At 54.1% G+C, this 862-nt stretch carries 1 protein-coding gene and 1 pseudogene; both read left to right on the top strand.

Annotation, left to right across the window (positions count from 1 at the left end; genetic code table 11):
• Nucleotides 1-595 (top strand): annotated as a pseudogene (locus QP990_RS12115) (hypothetical protein); the annotation flags it as partial.
• On the top strand, nt 596-862 hold a 267-nt coding region (locus QP990_RS12110; protein WP_284799416.1), incomplete at its 3' end, for a hypothetical protein.

Here is an 862-nt window from a genome sequence, read left to right as displayed (position 1 = left end):
CGTCGGACAATTCGCGTCGTCTCCCCCAACTCCATTTATCGAGCAGGTACGTGCCTACTCTCAGTTGATTGCTTCTGAGTCAAAGATTCCTGCACAGTATTTTGGTTTCATGACGGAAAATCCGCCGTCGGGTGACTCGATTCGTGTGTGGAAAGAGCAACTGATTCGCGCATCTGAAATTAAGACGGAGTTAATGAATCCGGATTTGCTGGAGCTGGCCCGCGTACTGGTGCAGGTGTCCGACCTCGACCAGGACGTCGACATTGAGGACCTCGTCGACGGGCTCGAAGTGGATTGGCGTGACCCGGCTACCGCGTCCAAGGCCGCTGATGCTGATTGGGCTCTAAAGCTACTGACTTCCGGAGTACTCGCACCTGATTCCGAAGTGCTCCTGAAGAACCTGCATTTTTCGGCGGCTGACCGGCTTCAAATCGAGCAGGAGAATCGAAGTAAACGCCTATCCCAATTAGCGAAAGTGCTGGAGGCATCTTCAACCGAGGAACAATCACCCGAGGATACCCCGACTAAGAGCCCGGAGGATTCTGCACCGTCTCCACGACAAAAGGCCAGCGAAGATGCCAAGGAGGCACGTTAGATGGATGTGCAGCGTCCCTGGACGTCGATTACACCTGTAGTCGATTCCATTGCACGTAAAGCTATTGAAGACTTGAACTCTCGAGCTCGAGTTATTCCGGACCTTACTGCTGACCCTTATCGGCAAAAGGAGCTTTTGCGCCAGATGGTGAGAGAGACTATCGACTCGTATGGCATGGCCGTCTCTGATGCCACAATGGTGTGGCTAGAGGAGCAGGAAGACCACATGGGAATGCGGCCGGTGGAGTGGAAGCCTCGTCGGGTGGAT

This window comes from Corynebacterium sp. MSK071 (genome assembly GCF_030232125.1).
Classification (GTDB): domain Bacteria; phylum Actinomycetota; class Actinomycetes; order Mycobacteriales; family Mycobacteriaceae; genus Corynebacterium; species Corynebacterium kefirresidentii.
The sequence above is the reverse complement of the archived record's forward strand: the minus strand, read 5'-3'. Positions and strand labels throughout refer to the sequence as shown.